The organism is Sorangium sp. So ce834 (assembly GCF_051521425.1).
GTDB lineage: Bacteria > Myxococcota_A > Polyangia > Polyangiales > Polyangiaceae > Sorangium > Sorangium cellulosum_D.
In genome coordinates this window covers 10,317,750-10,332,902 of sequence record NZ_CP150351.1, presented here as the reverse complement: position 1 = coordinate 10,332,902, position 15,153 = coordinate 10,317,750, and the positions used below count along the sequence as shown (strand labels likewise).

Below are 15,153 nucleotides of genomic sequence, written 5' to 3'. Positions count from 1 at the left end.
TCAGAAGCTCTCCCGCAGGTCCATGCCGCTGTAGAGGCTGGCCACCTCCTCCGCGTAGCCGTTGAACGGCAGCGTGGGACGGCGGCGCAGCTCACCGATCCTCCGCTCGGTCGCCTGGCTCCAGCGCGGGTGAGCCACCGCGGGGTTCACGTTGGCATAGAAGCCGTACTCGTCCGGCGCGGCCTGGCTCCACGTCGTCTTCGGCTGCCGCTCCGTGAGCTTGATGCTGACGATCGATTTGCACCCCTTGAACCCGTATTTCCACGGGACCACCAGGCGGATCGGCGCTCCGTTCTGGCCGAGCAGCGATTTGCCGTAGAGGCCCACGGCCAGCATCGTGAGCGGGTGCATCGCCTCGTCGATCCGGAGCCCCTCGACGTAAGGCCAGTCGAGGACGTCGCTCCGCTGGCCGGGCAGCTGCTCCGGATCGAGCAGCGTGGTGAACTGGACGTACCGGGCGCGGGAGGTCGGCTCGAGGCGCCGGAGCAGCGCGGCCAGAGGGAACCCGAGCCAGGGGATCACCATCGACCACGCCTCGACGCACCGCATGCGATAGACGTGCTCCTCCAGGGGAAACCACGAGAGCAGGGTGTCGAGGTCGATGACCGCGGGCTTCGCGATCTCCCCCTCGCACGCGACGGCCCAGGGGCGCAGCCGGAGCCGGCCGGCGTTCTTGGACGGCTCCGACTTGCTCAGGCCGAGCTCGTAGAAATTGTTGTAGGTGACGATGGCCTCGTAGTCGGTCCGAGCTTCGTCGGTGACGAACGCGTTCTTCGCGTCCGCCGCGCCCGCCGCGATGCGCGGCGCGGCGGCGTCCGGCGGCGGGGGCGCGCTGCCGAGCGGCGCGGCCTCGCCGCCGGGGGCGCCGGGAGCGCCGGCGTCCGCGACGCCGGCCTCGCCGCCGGTGAGCCAGACGAGGCCGCCGCCGATGGCCGACGCCGTGCCCGCGAAGAGCGCGGCGTTCTTCAGGAGCTCGCGCCGCCTCAGGTAGAGCGCTGGAGGGGTGATCTCGCTGGCGGGCGGCTCCTTGGGCAGCTTGCTCATGCCCCATTCTACGATCGGCCCGGGCTCCGGTTACGGTCGGACGCGCTCACGCGGCCCTTGACAGGAGGCGGAGCGCGGCGTGGGGCGCGTGGTGGAGCGACGGCAGCGCGAGCATCTGCCCGATGCGCGCGGAGCGCTGCTCCACCCCGCGGGCGATCGCCGCCCGCTCGCTCGCGGTGCGCGCCTTGAGCAGGGCCAGCACGTCGCTCCAGACGCGCTCGCGCCACCGCGAGAGCATCTCCATCGACACCCAGACCGCGAGATCCGGGGCGGTGTCGCGGAAGATCGCGCTCAGGGGGCAGCCATGCCGGACGGCGAGGCGCTCGAGCGCCTCGATGACCGAGCGGCGGAGCAGGATATTGACCTCATCGTGATCGTGCTTGAGCCGCGCGAGCATCCGCGGGTCGCGGCCGTGGCCGAACTCGACGATCGTCGCGTGGATCCCGAACACCAGGTCGTAGTTGATGTGGGCGCTGAACCCGAGCAGGGCGTTCTGCACGGGGGGCGCGAACCGGGACGACGTGCTCGCGTACGCGATGTGCCAGGCGCCGCAGTCCTGCGCCGCGCCCCCCTCGCACCACCGGAACGTCTCGAGGTACCGCTCGCAGAACCTGCCGGCGAGGCGCGAGATCCACGAAGGCTCGAGGAACATACCATCGGGCCGCTCCACCTGCGCCGCGACTGCGCGCGTGACGATACCGTAGACGTCGGTGAACGCCGCCCGCCGATCTCCCGCGGCGATCAGGCGATCCGTCACGGTGTCGAGAACAACGGCAGCATCGTGGACGCTCTTCGGGTGCAGATTAAGGCCGTCGATGCAGCTGCTCATGAAGTCCCCTCCTACTTCTTCGCTCGTCAAAGAGACCTGATCCGATGTTCGAACTTCCGCATCCGACCGCCTCGCTGGCGCCGGCCGCATCGCCTGAGCGCAGCACGAACGGTGAAGCAGCGGCGCCGGCCGTCGGTCCGCCCGGACCCGGCCTTCCTGGTCTGCGCCCCGGTGCGCTTCGTTCCCATGTCGAAAGCGGATCTGGAGACCCGCCGGGAGAAAGGTCGCCGCGGATGTTGCCCTTGCTTCTCCTACTGCCGGCCCTCCCCTTGAACCGGCCCCCCGCAGAAGAGCGATGACTCGATGCGATCCAGACGCGCTCGCAGCGGGATGCCCCCCCTCGCCGCGGCGCTCTAAGGTGAACCTAGTCTACGACATGGTGTGGGGTGACCACAATTGTCTTATGACTGCTGATCCCGTTCGGGACAGTCTCGAGGTTATTCTAACTAGCGAGCTCGAACAAGCGGCCGTTGACCCTGACACGTTTCTTTCTCGCGCGGGAGAGCGCCACGGCATCTTCCGGGTTGCGCTGCCACTGGAGCGAGGGTTCGTCGAATTCGGAAACCCATCGTCTCACGTAGCTGCAAGTCTCGACGAGATGTTCTCGAAACATGCCGAGTGCTTATCCCATGTCGGCTGTACGGTCGGGGCTGGGAATGTGAAGAGCGTTTAGGAAGTCCCTGAGCCAGAGCTCAGGAAACTCCTGGCTCGTTTTCCACAGGGGAGGTCGGTTTCTTGCGTCGATGTTGAAAATCGCGCGGATGTGGCGGATGAGGACGCTCGCATCGCGGCGTGGCCTCCACTGCGCGTCTGCGCGAGCGGCAGGGTTCGCCTGTCATCGCCGCTGGGCCCTGCGGGGTGATCCTCGCGCCGAGGTCCTGCAGCCTGCGCCTGCAGGGCGCGGGGGCCGGCCGTACGGCGGCGATGGCCGGGAAGGCGCGCCGCGATCGCCGGACGCAGGGCTCGCCCGGCGCTGGACGGCCGGTCGGCGCGAGCGGCGGCGGCGCCGACGCGCGGCCCCGCGCGCGAGGTGGACGGCCGCGACGGAGCGCCGCCGTCCACCTCGCGCGCGGGGCGGGGCCTCGCTGTCGAGGAGAAAGAGGAGGGGCTCCGCTGCCGGAGAGGGGGGAAGAGCCGGATGAGGAGGAAGCGCCGCCGGCGTCGCCGGGCGAGGCCGGCGAGCCGGCGCGGCGCTCAGCCGGTGCCGCCCTTGGCCTGCACGTCGCGGTAGCTCAGCGTCGCGCGCAGGTAGTCGCGGTTCATCTGCGCGATCACGTCGAGGGGGATCTCCTTCGGGCAGACCGCCTCGCACTCGCCGATGTTCGTGCAGTGGCCGAAGCCCTCGGCGCGCATCTGGCCCACCATGTTGAGGCTCCGCTGATCGCGCTCCGGCTGGCCCTGCGGCAGGATGTTGAGGTGCGTGAGCTTCGCCCCGGTGAAGAGCGAGGCCGACGCGTTCGGGCACGACGCGACGCAGGCGCCGCAGCCGATGCACGCGGCCGCGTCCATGGAGCGCTCGGCGATCGGCTTCGGCACCGGGACGGCGTTCGCGTCCGGCGCGCTGCCGGTCGGCACCGAGACGTAGCCGCCCGCCGCGATGATGCGGTCGAACGCGCTGCGGTCCACCGCGAGGTCGCTCACCACCGGGAACGCCTGGGCCCGCCACGGCTCGAGCCACAGCACGTCGCCGTCCTTGTAGTGACGCATGTGCAGCTGACACACGGTCGTCCCACGGAGGGGGCCGTGCGCCTGGCCGTTGATCATGAAGCCGCACATGCCGCAGATGCCCTCGCGACAGTCGTGATCGAAGGCGATCGGCTCCTCACCCTTGAGGATGAGCCGCTGATTGAGCACATCGAGCATCTCGAGGAAGGACATGTGCTCGCTGACGTCGGGCACCTCGTACGTGACGAACCGGCCCGCTTCGTACTTGCCCTTCTGCCGCCAGACATGGAGGGTGAGGCGCATTATTTGTAACTCCGCTGCGTTGGGTGAACCTCGTTGAACTGGAGCGGCTCCTTGTAGAGCTCCTGTGCCTGACCTTCGCCTCGCCAGCCCCAGGCGGCGACATAGGTGAAGTTCTGGTCGTCGCGCTTCGCCTCGCCCTCCGGGGTCTGGTGCTCCTCGCGGAAGTGCCCGCCGCACGACTCTTCCCGGTGGAGGGCGTCGCGGCACATGAGCTCCGCCAGCTCGAAGAAGTCGGCGACGCGCGCCGCCTTCTCGAGCTCCTGGTTGAGGCCGGTGCCCGTGCCCGAGACGCGGACGTCGCGGTGGAACTGCTCCCGCAGCTCCGGGATCCGCGCGAGCGCGCCCTTGAGCCCGGCCGCGTTGCGCGCCATCCCGCACTGCTCCCACATGATCTTGCCGAGCTCGCGGTGGAACGAGTCGGCCGTGCGCGAGCCGTTCGTGGCGAGCAGCCTGTTCAGCCGCTCGCTCGCGTCGCGCTCGGCGTCCCGCACCGCGGGGTGGAGGTCGTCGACCCGCTCGAGCTTCGTCGACGCGAGGTAATCGCCGATGGTGTAGGGGATGATGAAGTAGCCGTCGGCGAGGCCCTGCATCAGCGCGCTCGCCCCGAGGCGGTTCGCGCCGTGGTCGGAGAAGTTCGCCTCGCCGAGCACGAACATGCCGGGGATCGTGCTCATCAGGTTGTAGTCGACCCAGAGCCCGCCCATCGTGTAGTGGATGGCCGGGTAGATGCGCATCGGGACGCTGTACGGGTCGTCGCCGGTGATGCGCTCGTACATGTCGAAGAGGTTGCCGTAGCGCTCGGCGATGGCGGCCTTGCCGAGGCGCCGGATGGCGTCCGAGAAGTCGAGGTACACGCCGAGCCGCGTCGGCCCCACGCCGCGGCCCTCGTCGCACACCGCCTTCGCCGCGCGCGACGCGACGTCGCGCGGCACGAGGTTGCCGAAGCTCGGGTAGCGGCGCTCGAGGTAGTAGTCGCGCTCGCCCTCCGGGATGAGCTCCGGCGGGCGGGTGTCGCCCGGGTTCGTCGGCACCCAGATGCGGCCGTCGTTCCGGAGCGACTCGCTCATGAGCGTGAGCTTCGACTGGTAGTCGCCCGAGACCGGGATGCACGTCGGGTGGATCTGGGTGAAGCACGGGTTGCCGAAGAGCGCGCCGCGCTTGTGCGCCCGCCAGATGGCGGTGGTGTTCGACCCCTTCGCGTTGGTCGAGAGGAAGAAGACGTTGCCGTAGCCGCCGGAGGCGAGGACGACCGCGTCGCCGAGGTGCGTCTCGAGCGCGCCCGTGATCAGGTTGCGCGTGACGAGGCCGCGCGCCTTGCCGTCGACCACGATGAGGTCGAGCATCTCGGTGCGCGGGTACATCTTGACCTTGCCGAGGCCGATCTGCCGCTCGAGCGCCTGGTAGGCGCCGAGGAGGAGCTGCTGCCCCGTCTGCCCGCGCGCGTAGAACGTGCGCGACACCTGCGCGCCGCCGAAGGAGCGGTTCGCGAGCACGCCGCCGTACTCGCGCGCGAACGGCACGCCCTGCGCGGCGCACTGGTCGATGATGTTCACGCTGATCTGCGCGAGCCGGTACACGTTGGCCTCGCGCGCGCGGTAGTCGCCGCCCTTCACGGTGTCGTAGAAGAGGCGGTAGATGCTGTCGCCGTCGTTCTGGTAGTTCTTCGCGGCGTTGATGCCGCCCTGCGCGGCGATGCTGTGGGCGCGGCGCGGAGAGTCCTGGAAGCAGAAGCTCTTCACGTTGTAGCCGAGCTCGGCCAGCGTCGCGCTCGCCGCGCCGCCGGCGAGGCCGGTGCCGACGACGAGGATCGTGTACTTCCGCTTGTTCGCCGGGTTGACGAGCTTCAGGTTGAAGCGGTGCTGGTCCCACTTCTTTTCGATGGGACCTTCGGGGATCTTCGCATTGAGCTGCATGATGACGGGGGCTCCGGGCTCAGCGGACGATGCCGAACAGGACGGCCAGCGGGATGGAGGAGAAGCCGACGGCGAGCAGGATCGACGCGGCGGCGGCGAACTTCCTGAGCGCCGGTGTGTAGCGCGGGTGGCTGAGGCCCATCGACTGGAACATGCTCCACGCGCCGTGGTAGAGGTGCAGCGCGAGCAGCCCCATCGCCACCATGTAGGCAATCGCCACGGGCGCCGAGCTGAAGCCCTTCACGACGTTGTCGTAGGCGTCGAGCGGCACGAAGTCGGGGTGCACGGTGCCCGTCGTCAGGTGGAGCAGGTGATAGACGATGAACGCGGCGAGGACGCCGCCGCTCAGCAGCATCGTGCGGGCGGCGAGGTTCGGGTGCCTCTGCCCCTTGACCTGGTAGCGGACCGGCCGGGCAGCGCGGCTGTGCAGCGCGAGCGATACGCCCGTGTAGACGTGGACGACGAGGGCGGCGAGGAGGAGCAGCCGCGTCCCCCAGAGCAGGGAGGGGGTCCCGTGGAGGAAGGCGGCATAGTCGTTGAACTTCTGCCGGCCGAGGAAGACCTGCAGGTTGCCGGCCATGTGACCGATCACGAAGCCGAAGAAGACGACGCCGCTCAGCGCCATCGCGAACTTCTTGCCGACGAGATCCCGGTAGAAGAGCGCGATGCGCTGGGCCCTGGTGGGGAGAGTCGATGGGGCAGCAGTGGGGCTCATCGCTCCCCTCCTTTAGTGGCGTGCGAACGCGTTCGCCAGAGGGAATCTCGCGCTCGATCGCGGAAGATTTTGCGGACGTCGGCCGCAGATCTCGGCCCGAAGGAGGCGCGCTGCCCGCGGCGTTCGCGGCGGAGGCGGGCGGGGCGCGGGGGGCGGGCGTCAGGCGGCGCGCGGGTCGTGCGCGCGCCGTACCTTGCGACCGTAAAACGCCAGTGCGAGCTCGATCGCGAAGATGCCGATGGCCTGCTCTTCCTGGCTGGTGAACGCCGGCAGGCGCTCGTCGCGGAGGACGACGAGGCCGCCGAACGAGCGCTCCCCCAGGCGGAGCGGCGCCACGATGGCGGCGCCGAAGCGATCGCCCTCCGCGGTGCAGAGCAGGTCGGGCGCGTCGTCCGCCGACAGGCGGACGGGGGCGAGCGCGCCCTCGATCTGGCCGGCGAGCCGCGCGATGAACGCGGCGGACACCTCGGCGCCGGAGGCCGCCTGGTAGAGCGCGGCCCCGTGGTCGAGCGCCAGGGAGAGCGCGGCGCCGGTTGTATAGACCACCTTCGCCGCGAGATCCACGGCGCGCTCCGGGAAGTCGTCCCGCGAGAGGGACGCGACCAGGGCGGCGCTCGCCTGGTGGACGGCCGCCACGGCGTCGAGGTGGGTGCGCAGCATGGCCGCCTCGAGCAGCCGCTTCATGTCCTCGATGTCGTACGGCTTCTCGAGGATGTCGTACGCGCCGCTCTGGATGCACTCCACGGCGGCCTGCGCGCTCGAGCACGGGGCGCCGACGATGATCTCGAGGTCCGGGCTGATCGCCTTGAGCGCGGCGATGGTCCCGGCGCCTTCCATGCCGGGCGCCCTCACGTCGGCGATCGCGACGTCGAACCGGCGCGCCTTGACGAGCTCGATCGCGGCGAGCCCGCTCTCGGCGCAGGTGACGTCGAAGCCGCCGTCGCTGAGCTCGACCGCAAGCCTGTCGAGGACCCTCTTCTCGGCGTCTACCACGAGCACATGGGGTCGGGCCTGGCTCACTGATGCCTCCTCCTCTGGTTACAAGGGCTGCGCCGCGCCGCCTCGCCGTCCGGCGCCGTCGTGATCGCGCGACGACCACGCCGGTCGTGGCCGATGTCGCCCCACCCGGCGGAGCCCCCTCCGGTCTCTACCCGCTGTCCAAAGTTCGCCTACAGTCCAATAGAACCGGGTTTCCAGCGAAACGGAAGTCGAAGCGGCGTTGACGCGGTCCACCTTGAGCAGGCGAGGCGCCGCGCGCCCGGCGCGGATGTGCTCCGGTATGCCGACTCCTGTGGACCGTGTGAGCGCGCGTCGCAGGGAGAGAGCGCGCGGGGCGCGCGTCTTCGGGCCCGTCTCGCGAGGAGCGGCGGTGGTCGCGCGCCGCACGGCGGACAGGATGGGGGCGGTGCGCTGCGCGTCGCCGCCGGCGACGTCCGTCACGCGGAGCGCGGCGCGGGCGAGCTCGCGCCGGGCAGCGGGTTCGCTGGCGGCGCGCTCCACGAGGAGGCGCTCGAGCGCGGCGCGGCTCGTGGTGTCGTCGCGGCGGGCGTCGATCCCGCGCGTGAACGCGCGCGGCGCATCGAGGGCGCGCGAGCGCGTGAGCGCCGCGCGCATGCGCGCAGTCGTCGTGCGCGTGCTCGTGCTCGTGCTCGTTCTCCGTCCGCGTGCGCGTGCGCGTGCTCGTGCTCGTTCTCCGTCCCCGTCCGCGTGCGCGTGCTCGTTCTCCGTCCTCGTGCTCGTCCTCTGTCCTCGTCCCCGCGGCCGCGCATGCTCGCGTCGCCTTCGCCTCCGCGCGCGTGGCGAGTCGGCCTTGCATCGTGCATCTCCGCGGTGGACCTGCGCGCCTCCCTGCACCCGTCGCGACCAGCGCGCGATGCGTCCCAGCACGTTGGCGATCTTCTCGAGCGCGCCGTGCATCGCCTGCGCGCGCAGCGTCGCCTCGAGCCGCGCGACCGCCGCGGCGCACGGGCGCGGCGCGCCCACGTCGCGCGCTCCGCCTTCGCCTCGCGCGCCCCGCGCGATCCGATCCGAGCGCATCTCGCCGACCTGGACGACCGACGCGCCCCCGGCGAACGCGACGTCGACCTCCTGCCCTCCGGCCGTCCCCAGCCGTCCCGCGAGCCCGCACGGCCGACGGTCGGCTAGGGGGAACGGACCGCGGCGGCCGCTCGCGACGGGAAGGCTGGAAGAAGGTGGGGAGAAACTCGACGCATCCTCTCGATTTCCTCCCTTCGTCTGGAACATGAAACCTCCCAGACACAGTTCTGTTGTCGGGACTTCCCCGAACACTTCTCCGATGCCCCTGGAGCCCTGTCGACCACGTTCCTCCTGTCCCCGACGACAGCGCATGTCCGCGTCGTCCTCCGACCGTTGTGGGCGTTACGGGACTCGCTGCCACGGTGTCGATGAAATGACATGTCGCTTGACGGGAAAGCGCAGCTCGGTTCAGCTCGTCGGGCGGCCGGGGGGTCGCGGAGGGGGTCCGATGTTCATCGTCAGGAAGGGCGAAGTTCCGCTGTTGTCCCGTTGGGTGAAGGAGGCGACCTCGCGCCTGCTGGAGCGCTATGACGGGACCCCGTTCGAGCTGCGCTTGTGGGGCGGCGAGCGGCTGCGCTTCGGCGCGGGCGCGCCGGCGTTCGCGGTGACGTTCCGGACGCGCCGGGCGCTCTGCGAGGCGGCGCTCCGGGGCACGCTGGGGCTCGGCGAGGCCTACGTCCGGCGCGAGGTGACGTTCGACGGCGATCTCGAGGACTCGCTCGCCGGCCTGTTCCAGCTCGCGCGGTCCGTGCGGTCCGTGCGGTCCGTCGAGGCGCGCTTGCCGCGCCTCGCGCCCGCGCTGCCGTCGTTCGAGCGCGGCCTCTCCGGCGTGCTCGACGCGCTCCGGCTCGGGCTGCTCTCCGGCGCGGCGAAGCGCGAGCGGCTCGCCGTCGAGCGCCACTACGGGCTCGGCAACGACTTCTATCCTCTTTACCTCGACAGGCGCCTCCAGACCTCGTGCGGCTACTTCCGGTCTCCGGGCGAGGCGCTCGACGACGCGCAGGCGCACAAGATCTCCCTCGTCGCGCGGAAGCTCGCGCTCCGGCGCGGGCAGCGGCTCCTCGATCTCGGCTGCGGGTGGGGCCACCTCATGTTCCACGCGGCGGAGACCTACGGCGTGCAGTGCCTCGGGATCACGCTCTGCGAGAACCAGGCGAGGTACATCCGCGAGCAGGCCGCGGCGCGGCGGCTCCCGGTCGAGGTCCGCGTGATGGGCTGCGACGAGCTCGAGGGCGAGCCGCGGTGGGATCGGCTCGTCTCGCTGGGCTCGATGTGCCACGCCGGCGCGCGCCGGATCGAGGTGTTCTACGACAAGGTGAAGGCGCTGCTCGCCGAGGGCGGCGTCTGCCTGCTCGAGAGCGTCACCCGCGAGCTGGAGTCGCCCCGGACTGACCCCTTCGTGCAAAAGCACATCTTCCCGGGGTACTGGCCGCCGTCGATCCAGGGGATGGCGGCGCGCGCCGCCGCGCGCGGCCTCGACGTGCTCGACGCGGAGAACCTGCGCCGCCACTCCGCGCTCACGGCGCGCTGCTGGCGCCGCAACTTCCTGGACAACCGGGAGAGGATCGAGCGGGTCACCGGCTTCGACGGCGCGTTCCTGAGGACGTGGGAGTTCTACCTGGCCTGCGCCGCCGCCGCGTTTCGCAGCGGGCACCTCGGCGCCGTGCAGATGGTGCTGTCGAACGGGGCTCCGCGCGACTACCCGCTCGCACGCGAGCCCCTGTACGCCGCGGAGGAGCCGTCGCTGCGGGACCGCGCGCCGATCGTCCCGGCCGTGCAGTTCAGCGCCTGGGGCACCGCCGCGCCGTCCTGATCCCGGAGGCGCGCCGTCCGGCCGGCACGCGCGCCCTCCGCGCGGAAGACCTTGTGAACCCCGCGCGGCCAGCTATCAGCTAGAGCATGAGCGAACGGCTGCCGGCCAGCGCCCATCGCGGCGCCGCGCCCTCGTGGTCTGCGTCGCGCCCCCGCCGCCCGGCGCGCGCGGGCAAGGCCGGAAGCGCGCTCTTCGCGGCCGCCCTCTGCGCCCTGCTCTCCTCGTGTACCCAGATCCGCTACATCGCGCAGGCGGGCCTCGGTCAGCTCTCGATGGCGTGGAAGACCGAGTCGCTCGAGGACGCCGTCGGCGACGCCCGCAGGCCATGGCGGACGCGCGCGCTCCTGCGCGAGGTCCCGCACATCAAGCGCTTCGGAGAGCGCCACGGGCTCACCGCGACCGACAATTACCGGACATACGTCGAGCTCGATCGCCCGGCCGCGGTCTGGGTGGTCAGCGCGTGCGAGCCGCTCCGGTTCCGCTCCAAGACGTGGAGCTTCCCCATCGTCGGCACCGTTCCGTACGTGGGGTGGTTCGACCTGAAGGCCGCCAAGGCGTTCGCGGCGCCGCTCAAGGCGGCCGGCTGGGACGTCGACGTGCGCCCGGCGGGCGCGTACTCGACGCTCGGCTGGCTGGAGGATCCGGTCCTGTCCACGATGATCTCCAGCGGGGACGAGGCGCTCGGCGAGCTCGCCAACGTGGTGCTGCACGAGTCGCTGCACGCGACGCTGTACGTGAAGGGCCAGACGAGGCTGAACGAGAGCCTCGCGAGCTTCGTCGGGGACGAGCTCGCCAAGCGCTACCTGGACGAGCGGGTGGGCCCGTTCTCCGCGGAGAAGACGGCCTACATGCGGGAGCAGGAGCGCAGCGAGGCGCGGGCGGACGCGCTGCACGAGGCCTACGTCCAGCTCGACCGGCTGTACGCGTCCGCGGCGCCCGACGCCGAGAAGCGGGCCGCGAAGGCGGCGGTGCTCGCCCGGCTCAAGGCGGCCATCGGGGCGCGCAGGCAGCTCAACAACGCGTCGCTCGTCCAGTTCCGCGTCTACAACTCGGGGGACTCGGAGCTCCGGGCGCTGCTCGCGACCTGCGGCGGCAGCTGGCCGAGGTTCCTGGGCGCGCTGCGGAAGCTCGAGCGCCACAAGTTCTCCGCGCCCCAGGAGAACATCGGCCAGGTGATCGAGCCGCTGATCCGGGCCGGGTGCAGGTAGCTCCGCGCGCGCGTAGGGCCGTGTGCGGCATTGCGCGCGTGCGGTGCTGCGCGCCGCGTGCCGCAGTGCGCTGCGCGCGCGTGCGGTGCTGCGCGCCGCGTACCGTGCTGCGCGCCGAGGGCAACGTGTAGCGTCAAAATCCGCTGCGGTGCGTCGCTCGGAGCGTGCTGTGTCCTTGCAATCGTGCGCTCTCACGGCGCAATGCAATGCGGTCGGCCCCAGGTGAGTGGACAAATCATTGTCCAGGTAAGAATTCCGTTCTGGATCTGAACCCATCCCTGGATCGGACCAGTCCCTGCGGAAATGTATGACGGGCATCGCACCTCCAGGCGGTGCGCCCCGCGGCTGGCGACGGGCTTCTGCGGGTTTTTTGGCCGTGGGGGCCCGTCTGTGCGGGGGGATCGAGGTTGGCCCGCCGGTTGCTGAATGTATCCGCCAGATGTCGCTCCCGTTCGCTGCTCGGTTTCATGGGGCCTCGGCGGGAGCGGCCCCCCTGGCACATCGTTCGCAGTGCAAGCCCCAGTCGTTGGGGGGCGCCGAGCGAGGTGATCGGCGGCATCTCTGCCGAGCGATCGTGACCCCGCCGCCACCCGGATGCCATGGACCTGCTGTCGGCTCCTTGATTGACTTGTCGCCGGACGCCGGCGGAGAGCTTCGATTCTCGTGACGATAGCCGCCTTGCGGGGCGATTAAGGAGGGATGATCGAGGCGCGCGCGACGCGCGTCGCCAGATGAGATGGCTTATCGTGATCAGCTTGTCGATCTTGGTCCGAGCTTCTCTTACTCTCTCGCAGCTCTCGAGTTCGACTCCGCTTCGTCGCTTCGCTTCCCCTTGCCCCTGCTTCGCTTGAGCTTGCCCCTACGGTCTCTGGTCTGCGCTTGATCCTTTGCTTCTCCTTCTTCTTTCGCTTTGACTCGCTTCTTTGATTGTCTTACTGTCTCGCTTCGACTTTGCTTCCTCTTTGCTCGTGCTTTCTTGCTTGGACGCGCTTCGTATCGCTTTCCTGGCTTTCATGACTTCTCTCTCGTGACCGCGGGCCTTTCAGGTTCCTCCGGTGGATCCCCCCTCCACCGGCGCTCCTGAGCGGCTCCGGTGGGGCCGCGGCTGCGGACCTCAGGCCGGCGGGCTCTCCCGACCGGCCTTTCTTTTTTTGATGCGCACGTGCGCCGTCGTCCGCGCTGTCGGGCGCGGCCGTACGGGAGCGCCCGTACGGCGGCCGAATCCCTCGACCCGGCCGTGGAAATCCACTAACGACGAGCCCTCATAACGATCCGCGTGCCCTCCTCGCCCTCGCGAGGTCTCGTCGAGGGGCGTGGGGAAGTGGCGACGTGGAGGGCGGGACATGATGCAGGGGCACGGTGGGCGGGGGCAGGGCGTCGATCTCACGAATTGCGCGGCGGAGCCCATCCACATCCCCGGGCGGATTCAGCCGCACGGAGCGCTGCTCGCCCTCTCGCCCGGCGATCTCGTCGTCCGCCACGTGAGCCTCAATGTCGGCGCCGTGCTCGGGAGCGGTCCCGAGGGCGTCCTCGGGCGCCCGCTCCTCGACCTCATCGCGCCTCTGGCGGGCGGAGATCTCGAGTCCATCCTCCGGTCTCCGGAGCCCGGCGCGCTGAACCCGCTGAAGGTGACCCCCAGGAACGAGGGCGCGGCGGCGTGGCTCGACGCCATCGCGCACCGGGCGGGCGAGCGGCTGATCGTGGAGCTCGAGCCGCTGGAGGCGCCGGGCGACGTGTCGTTCTCGAGCGTGTACCGCGCGATCCGCGCGGCGATCGAGCGGATCCAGTCGGCCGAGGGGCTCTTCGAAGCGTGCGAGGCGACGGCCGAGGAGATCAAGCGGCTGACCGGCTACGACCGGGTGATGATCTACAGGTTCGACCGCGACTGGAACGGCGAGGTCATCGCCGAGGCCAGGGCGGCGGACATCGAGCCTTATCTCGGGCTGCGCTATCCGGCCTCCGACATCCCGCCGCAGGCGCGGGAGCTCTATCTCCGCAACTGGCTCCGCATCATCCCGGACGTCGACTACCGGCCTTCGGACATCGTGCCTTCGCCGGAGGCGCCCATCGATCTCAGCTTCTCCGTGCTGAGGAGCGTCTCGCCGATGCACATCCAGTACCTCAAGAACATGGGGGTCGGCGCCTCGATGAGCGTCTCGCTCATCCGCGAGGGGGTCCTCTGGGGGCTCATCGCCTGCCACCACCGCGCGGCGAGGCCGCTGTCGTTCGAGATCCGGCAGGGCTGCGAGCTCTGCGGGCGGTTCCTGTCGATCCAGCTCGCGGCCAAGGAGAAGCTCGAGGACAGGGGGCACGAGCAGGCGCTCAAGGCCCTGTCGGACGAGATCGTCGCGGCGGTCTCGCAGCGGGAAGATCTCATGGTCGGGCTCGCGGAGAGCGCCGGAGCGCTCATGAGGCTCGCGGACGCGCCGGGCCTCGCCCTGCTCCACGGAGAGGAGGCGACCGCGCTCGGCGCCGCGCCCGCGCCGGACGAGCTCCGGCGCCTGTACGCGTGGCTCCGGCGCACGGTCGCCGATCGGCCGGTGTTCCACGCCGAGTCCCTGTCGCGGGTCGATCCCGAGTTCGCCCGCATCAAGGACGTGGCGAGCGGCGTCCTCTGCATCTCCATCCCCGAGCCGGAGCCCTGGTACGTCGTCTGGCTCCGGCCCGAGGTGATCCAGACGGTGAGCTGGGGCGGCAACCCCGAGAAGCCGGTGGAGAGCACGGCCGAGGGCGCGGTGCTCGGCCCCCGGCGCTCCTTCGCGCTGTGGAGGCAGGTCGTGGAGCAGACGGCCGTCGCCTGGAAGCCCGCCGAGATCGAGGCGGCCGAGCAGCTCCGGCGCGCGCTCATCGAGCTCGACCTCACGCGGCAGGTCGTGCGGGAGCGGACCGCGCGCGCCGCGGCCGAGCGGAGCAACGCCGAGCTCGAGCAGTTCGGGTACATCGTGGCCCACGATCTCAAGGAGCCGATCCGCGGGATCCGGTCGTTCTCGACCTTCGTGATGGAGGACGACGGGGCGGCCCTCTCGGCCGAGTCGCAGGGCTATTTGCGGCGCATCGGCGACCTCGCCGGGAGCACGATGGAGCTCATCAACTCGCTTTACGAGTACTCCCGCGTCGGCAACGTGGATTTCTCCTTCGGGGAGGTCGACCTGAGCGAGGTGCTGGCCGACGTCGAGCGGCGGCTGTCCGGCTCGCTCCTGCAGCGCGGCGCCGAGATCCGCGCGCCGCGCCGGCTCCCCCGGGTGGTCTGCGACCGGATCCGGATCGCCGAGGTGCTGGCCAACCTCATCTCGAACGGCATCAAGTACAACGCGAGCCCGAACCCCTGGGTGGAGGTGGGCTTCGACGAGCGGTCGGAGCCGACCGTCTTCCACGTCAGGGACAACGGCGTGGGCATCCCCGCGGACGAGCGGCACCGCCTGTTCACGATGTTCGAGCGGCTCTCGACCGCGGCGCAGTACGGGGAGGGGACCGGCTCGGGGCTCGCCATCACCCAGCGCATCGTCGAGCGGCACAAGGGGAAGATCTGGGTGGATTCGCCCCCGACCGGGGGCACGACGTTCTACTTCACGCTCGCCGAGGCGCCCCCCGCCGACCGGTGATCCCGGGCGCGGCCGCCGGCCCGC

General features: G+C 70.6%; 10 protein-coding genes. 4 read left to right on the top strand and 6 right to left on the bottom strand.

Features of this window, described 5'->3' with window-relative positions:
- From msrP to WMF20_RS37925, 6 genes are all read right to left on the bottom strand, one after another.
- On the bottom strand, positions 1–1,044 hold the full coding sequence (gene msrP, locus WMF20_RS37950; RefSeq protein WP_437606660.1) for a protein-methionine-sulfoxide reductase catalytic subunit MsrP: 1,044 nt from the start codon (positions 1,042–1,044) through the stop codon (positions 1–3).
- Positions 1,045–1,090: 46 nt separating this feature from the next.
- Complete coding sequence (locus WMF20_RS37945) at positions 1,091–1,873, bottom strand: DUF5995 family protein (RefSeq protein ID WP_437606659.1); 783 nt, start codon at positions 1,871–1,873, stop codon at positions 1,091–1,093.
- A 1,194-nt stretch (positions 1,874–3,067) separates the two neighbouring features.
- Entirely contained in the window at positions 3,068–3,841 is a 774-nt protein-coding gene (locus tag WMF20_RS37940) for a succinate dehydrogenase/fumarate reductase iron-sulfur subunit (RefSeq protein WP_437606658.1), read from the bottom strand.
- A complete protein-coding gene (locus WMF20_RS37935) occupies positions 3,841–5,754 on the bottom strand; it encodes a fumarate reductase/succinate dehydrogenase flavoprotein subunit (RefSeq protein ID WP_129578857.1) in 1,914 nt (637 codons plus the stop codon). Before WMF20_RS37935 ends, WMF20_RS37940 begins: the two co-directional genes overlap by 1 nt.
- 19 nt (positions 5,755–5,773) lie before the next feature.
- Complete coding sequence (locus tag WMF20_RS37930) at positions 5,774–6,469, bottom strand: succinate dehydrogenase cytochrome b subunit (protein ID WP_061628392.1); 696 nt, start codon at positions 6,467–6,469, stop codon at positions 5,774–5,776.
- Positions 6,470–6,628: 159 nt separating this feature from the next.
- On the bottom strand, positions 6,629–7,489 hold the full coding sequence (locus tag WMF20_RS37925) for a response regulator (protein ID WP_437606657.1): 861 nt from the start codon (positions 7,487–7,489) through the stop codon (positions 6,629–6,631).
- Between the two features lie 810 nt (positions 7,490–8,299).
- On the opposite strand from WMF20_RS37925, the gene WMF20_RS37920 reads away from it, so the two are divergent.
- The 4 genes from WMF20_RS37920 (at position 8,300) to WMF20_RS37905 (ending at position 15,129) form a co-directional block, all read left to right on the top strand.
- Positions 8,300–8,614 (top strand): hypothetical protein, encoded by a 315-nt coding sequence (locus tag WMF20_RS37920; RefSeq protein WP_437606656.1) that lies wholly within the window; start codon positions 8,300–8,302, stop codon positions 8,612–8,614.
- Positions 8,615–8,987: 373 nt separating this feature from the next.
- Positions 8,988–10,319: a class I SAM-dependent methyltransferase gene (locus WMF20_RS37915; RefSeq protein ID WP_437606655.1), complete on the top strand. Its 1,332-nt coding sequence runs from the start codon at positions 8,988–8,990 to the stop codon at positions 10,317–10,319.
- Between the two features lie 86 nt (positions 10,320–10,405).
- On the top strand, positions 10,406–11,527 hold the full coding sequence (locus WMF20_RS37910; RefSeq protein ID WP_129578855.1) for an aminopeptidase: 1,122 nt from the start codon (positions 10,406–10,408) through the stop codon (positions 11,525–11,527).
- 1,343 nt (positions 11,528–12,870) lie between these two features.
- Positions 12,871–15,129 carry an ATP-binding protein gene (locus tag WMF20_RS37905; protein WP_437606654.1) on the top strand — a complete coding sequence of 753 codons (2,259 nt, stop codon included), beginning with the start codon at positions 12,871–12,873 and terminating at the stop codon, positions 15,127–15,129.
- The last annotated feature ends 24 nt before the right edge of the window (positions 15,130–15,153 follow it).